The organism is Rhodopseudomonas sp. B29 (genome assembly GCF_000333455.1).
Classification (GTDB): domain Bacteria; phylum Pseudomonadota; class Alphaproteobacteria; order Rhizobiales; family Xanthobacteraceae; genus Rhodopseudomonas.
Window position 1 is genome coordinate 1 of sequence record NZ_BADD01000461.1, and the last position, 4352, is coordinate 4352.

Below are 4352 nucleotides of genomic sequence, written 5' to 3' on the forward strand. Positions count from 1 at the left end.
ACTTTCCCGTTCGTGGCCCGCGAACTGATCCCGTTGATGCAGGAGCAGGGACAGCAGGAAGAGGAAGCCGCGATCTCGCTCGGCGCCGGCGGCTGGACCACGTTCTGGCGCGTTACGCTGCCCAACATCAAATGGGGCCTGCTCTACGGATGCTGATCAGCAGAAACGCCACCGTGCGGCCGGGAATGACCAGCGGCCGGTCCGGCCAGATCGCCTTATAGACCAGCGCCAGGATCGACGGCCCGGCAAACGCCCAGGCGATCCACATCGCCAGATCGCGGGCGAATTCGAGGTCGGCCATCGAGCGCATCGGGAAGGTCTTGGTGGCGGCGTCGTAGAACAGGCCGGCGAGCCACAGATCGAGCTGCGGGAACAGGCCGAACAGCAAGCCGATGCCGCCGAACAGCGCCAGCGCGATGAGAAGTCCCTTACGGTTCATGGACTTGGGTTTATCCGAGGCGGTTTGGGATGGAAAGGCGGGGGGGGCTAGGCCGCAGGCGGCGGCTGCGGCGGGCTCGGCTGCGGCGGGGCCGGCTGCTGCGAGGCCGGTTGCTGCGGGGCCGGTTGCGGAGGCAAAGGCCGGCGCGGCGGATCCCGCCACATCCCGGCATTGCGGCCGGCGATCAGCCAGTACACCAGCCCGCCGACGATGCCGGCGCCGGTCATGATTTCGAGGTGACGGCGGACGATGCCGTGGAACTCCAGCGAGCCGGGATCGAACGGCACCAGCCCGAGATAGCAGGCGGCGCCGACCACGCCGCCGCCGATCGCATAGGCCAGTGCGCTGCGGATCGAAAACGCCTCGGTGATCAGCACCACGATCAGCGCCGGCACCAGCGCGAAGCCGGAGACGAAAATGAAGCCGAACCCGAGCACGATGTTGAGCGTGTTGTCGTCGATCGGCCCGTCGGCGAGATTGCTGAGCTCGGGAAACAACAGCGCCCCAACGACGATGACCCCCGCCGCCGCGCTGGCGAACAGAAAGCCGAAGCCGATGGCGAACAAGCGACCGATCAGGGACATGGGATGGCCAGGTTATCAGCCGCCCGCTCCCCGCCCGTCATGCCCGGGCTTGTCCCGCCTGCGCGGCCGAAGCCGCTTCGGCGCGGCGAAGGCCCGGGCATCCACGAAGCAGCGCCTCCACGTGGAGCGAAGACGTGGATGGCCGGGTCAAGCCCGGCCGTGACGGCGCTTGGGGTGTGGCGCCGTGCCTCTAACAGAGTCATTGCCGGGCTTGACCCGGCAATCCATCCTCTTCGAAGAAGATGGACACGCGGGCCTTCGCCGCGCCGAAGGGGCTTCGGCCCCGCAGGCGGGTCAAGCCCGCGTGTGACGCAGTCATGTGTAGCAGCACACATCAATCCGTCATCGCCATGGCACGCAGCGCGTCGCGTTCGCGGACGGACAGCTTTTCCGTCTCGCTCTTGAGCTGGCCGCACGCCGCCAGAATGTCTCTACCGCGCGGGGTGCGGACCGGGGACGAGTAGCCGGCGTTGAAGACGTATTCGGAGAATTTCTCGATCTGCTCCCAGTCGGAGCATTCGTATTTCGAGCCCGGCCACGGGTTGAACGGGATCAGGTTGATCTTGGCCGGAATGCCCTTGAGCAGCTTCACAAGACGCCGCGCGTCGTCGAGCGAGTCGTTGACGCCCTTCAGCATCACGTATTCGAAGGTGATGCGCCGCGCATTGGACGCGCCCGGATAGTCGCGGCAGGCCTGCAGCACTTCGGCGAGCGGGTATTTGCGGTTGAGCGGCACCAGCTCGTCGCGGAGTTCGTCGCGCACCGCATGCAGCGAGATCGCCAGCATGACGCCGATCTCGTCGCCGGCGCGGACGATGTTGGGCACCACGCCCGAGGTCGACAGCGTGATCCGCCGCCGCGACAGGCCGATGCCTTCGTTATCCGAGACGATCAGCAGCGCGTCGCGCACCGCGTCGAAATTGTACAGCGGCTCGCCCATGCCCATCATGACGATATTGGTGACGAGGCGGTTGCCGTCCTTGTCGGCGCCGACGGCTTGCGGCCAGTCGTTCAGCCGATCCTTCGCAACCATCACCTGTCCGACGATCTCGCCGGCGGTGAGATTGCGCACCAGCCGCTGTGTGCCGGTGTGGCAGAACGAGCAGTTGAGCGTGCAGCCGACCTGACTCGATACGCACAGCGTGCCGCGGTCGGTTTCCGGAATGTAGACGCACTCGACCTCGTGGGCCTTCTGCACATCGTCGCCGCTCGGCAGCCGCAGCAGCCATTTGCGGGTGCCGTCGGACGAGATCTGCTCGGCCACCACTTCGGGCCGGTCGACCGTGAAGTGCTCGGCCAGCGTGGCGCGCAGATCCTTCGAGACGTTGGTCATCTCGGCGAAGCTCTTGGCGCCGCGGACGTACATCCAGTGCCAGAGCTGCTGCGCCCTCATCTTGCGATGGCGCTCCTCGACACCGACGCTGCCGAGCTTGTCGGCGATCTCGGCCCGCGAAAGCCCGATCAGCGACGGCTTCGCCGGTGGCACATAGGTCTCGAGCGGGGTCTTCTCGAGCGGGATGGTAGAGGTTTGGGTCATGATCACATGTAGGGTGGGCAAAGCGCAGCGTGCCCACCATCAGCACCGACGTGGGCACGGCGCTACGCGCCTTTGCCCACCCTACGGCACGTCCCACCTCGACCGGCGAGCCGCCTGCGCTCGAAAACAGCCTTCAGATAAGCCGTCTTCGACATTTGTGCAAAGTCCGGCCTTCCCGGCCGGGCCAGATCAGCCGCCGCAGGCCTGCGCCACCTTGTCGAGGGCCTGGGACAGGCCCTTCAGCGAGAAGGTGTCGCTCGAGGCGGTTCCCTTGGCGGAGACGCCCTTGACGGTGACCTCGGGCGCCTTGCGCAGCGCCTCGACCAGGCGCTCCTCCTCGGCGGCGTTCTTGATCCAGATGCCGTCGCCCTGGGTATACATGGCGAACGACGCGCCGCCGACCTCCAGGGTCGAATCCGAGCCGGGCTTGAGCGGATAGCCGATCATCACCGAGACCTCATTGACCACCTTTTCGGCCGGCCGGGTCGAGATGAAAGCGTAGGCCGGATCGCGAGGCCGGTTCGGCGGCGTGGTCTTTGACGAGGTCGGCTTGGCCAGCGCGAAGCAGACTTTGCGGCCACCCGGAGAAGCCACATACGCACCCCAGTTGCCGAACTGCCCGATCAGAGACGGCTCGGCGCCGCCGGCAGCCGCATGAGCCGGGGCCGGTTTGGCAGCAGTCGGCTTGGCTGGCGGCTTCTTGGCCTCGCGCGCCTGTGCTGCACCGACACCGCTCACCAGACCCGCCGCCATTGCGGCAATCAGCAATCGCCTCACGCTCATGGGCAGGTCTCGTCCCTCATCATTGTGACTGCAAAATGGCTCACGTTCCGCCGAGCGGGTCGCAAGCGGATTAGACCGGGAAAGCGATTCTGAAAAGCCGCAGCCGCGATGTTTCGCGTGACGCGGAATAAGCGACGGCGCGTTGCCGCACCTTGGCGCCCTGGCGCACCGAAACTGATTGTCGCCCGCGCGCAAACTTGGCATGAAGCGCTCAACTGTTACACGCCAGAAGGTCAGAAGCCGATGAAAGCCATTCTTTGCAATCAATATTGCGGTCCCGACGAGCTCGTGCTCGCCGATGTGCCCGATCCGGTGGCCGGCCCCGGCGAAGCGGTGATCGCCATCAAGGCGGCGGCGCTGAACTTCTTCGACATCCTGATGATTCAGGGCAAGTACCAGATCAAGCCGCCGTTTCCGTTTTCGCCCGGCGCCGAAGTCGCCGGCGTGATCGAAAGCGTCGGCGCCGGCGTCACTGATCTGAAGCCCGGCGACCGCGTCGTGGCGTCGTGCGGCCACAACGGTGCGCGCGAAAAGATCGCGCTGCCGGCGCAGCAGATCGTCAAGATCCCGGACAATCTCGACTACGACCGCGCCGCCGGCATCATCATCATCTACGGCACCGCGCTACACGCGCTGGAAGATCGCGCCAGCCCGAAGAAGGGCGAGACGCTGGCCGTGCTCGGCGCCGCCGGCGGCACCGGGCTTGCGGCCTGCGAACTCGGCAAGCTGATGGGCCTCAAAGTGATCGCCTGCGCGTCGTCGGACGAGAAGCTCGAATTCGCCAAGCAGCACGGCGCCGAGCTGACGCTGAACTACGCCAAGGAAGATCTGAAAGAGGGGCTGAAGAAGCTAACCGGCGGCAAGGGCGTCGATATCATCTTCGATCCGGTCGGCGGCACTTACGCTGAAGCCGCGCTGCGCTCGATCGCCTGGGAAGGCCGCTTCCTGGTGATCGGCTTTGCGGCCGGCGACATTCCGAAGATGCCGCTCAACCTCGCGCGCGAAAGGC

4 protein-coding genes and 2 pseudogenes are annotated in these 4352 nt (G+C 66.0%); 2 read left to right on the forward strand and 4 right to left on the reverse strand.

Going from position 1 to position 4352, the window contains the following annotated elements:
- Nucleotides 1-150: pseudogene (gene cysW / locus I5M_RS33740) on the forward strand (sulfate/thiosulfate ABC transporter permease CysW); the annotation flags it as partial.
- On the opposite strand, the pseudogene I5M_RS16455 reads toward cysW, so the two are convergent.
- The 4 genes and pseudogenes from I5M_RS16455 to I5M_RS16470 all read right to left on the reverse strand — a co-directional run.
- A pseudogene (locus I5M_RS16455) lies at nucleotides 149-439 on the reverse strand (PAP2 family protein); the annotation flags it as partial. The pseudogenes cysW and I5M_RS16455 sit on opposite strands and share 2 nt — an antisense overlap.
- A 47-nt stretch (nucleotides 440-486) precedes the next feature.
- Entirely contained in the window at nucleotides 487-1023 is a 537-nt protein-coding gene (locus I5M_RS16460) for a hypothetical protein (RefSeq protein ID WP_022722392.1), read from the reverse strand.
- Between the two features lie 334 nt (nucleotides 1024-1357).
- Nucleotides 1358-2560 carry a 23S rRNA (adenine(2503)-C(2))-methyltransferase RlmN gene (gene rlmN / locus I5M_RS16465; protein WP_022722393.1) on the reverse strand — a complete coding sequence of 401 codons (1203 nt, stop codon included), beginning with the start codon at nucleotides 2558-2560 and terminating at the stop codon, nucleotides 1358-1360.
- Nucleotides 2561-2749: 189 nt separating this feature from the next.
- A complete protein-coding gene (locus tag I5M_RS16470; RefSeq protein WP_022722394.1) occupies nucleotides 2750-3343 on the reverse strand; it encodes an invasion associated locus B family protein in 594 nt (197 codons plus the stop codon).
- Between the two features lie 243 nt (nucleotides 3344-3586).
- Here I5M_RS16470 and I5M_RS16475 point away from each other — a divergent pair.
- A partial coding sequence (locus I5M_RS16475; RefSeq protein WP_022722395.1) for an NADPH:quinone oxidoreductase family protein occupies nucleotides 3587-4352 on the forward strand: 766 nt, incomplete at its 3' end.

Coding starts and splice junctions, on each gene's coding strand:
- I5M_RS16460 (WP_022722392.1), bottom strand. CDS start 1,023: ATGTCCCTGATCGGTCGCTTGTTCGCCATCGGCTTCGGCTTTCTGTTC.
- rlmN (WP_022722393.1), bottom strand. CDS start 2,560: ATGACCCAAACCTCTACCATCCCGCTCGAGAAGACCCCGCTCGAGACC.
- I5M_RS16470 (WP_022722394.1), bottom strand. CDS start 3,343: ATGAGCGTGAGGCGATTGCTGATTGCCGCAATGGCGGCGGGTCTGGTG.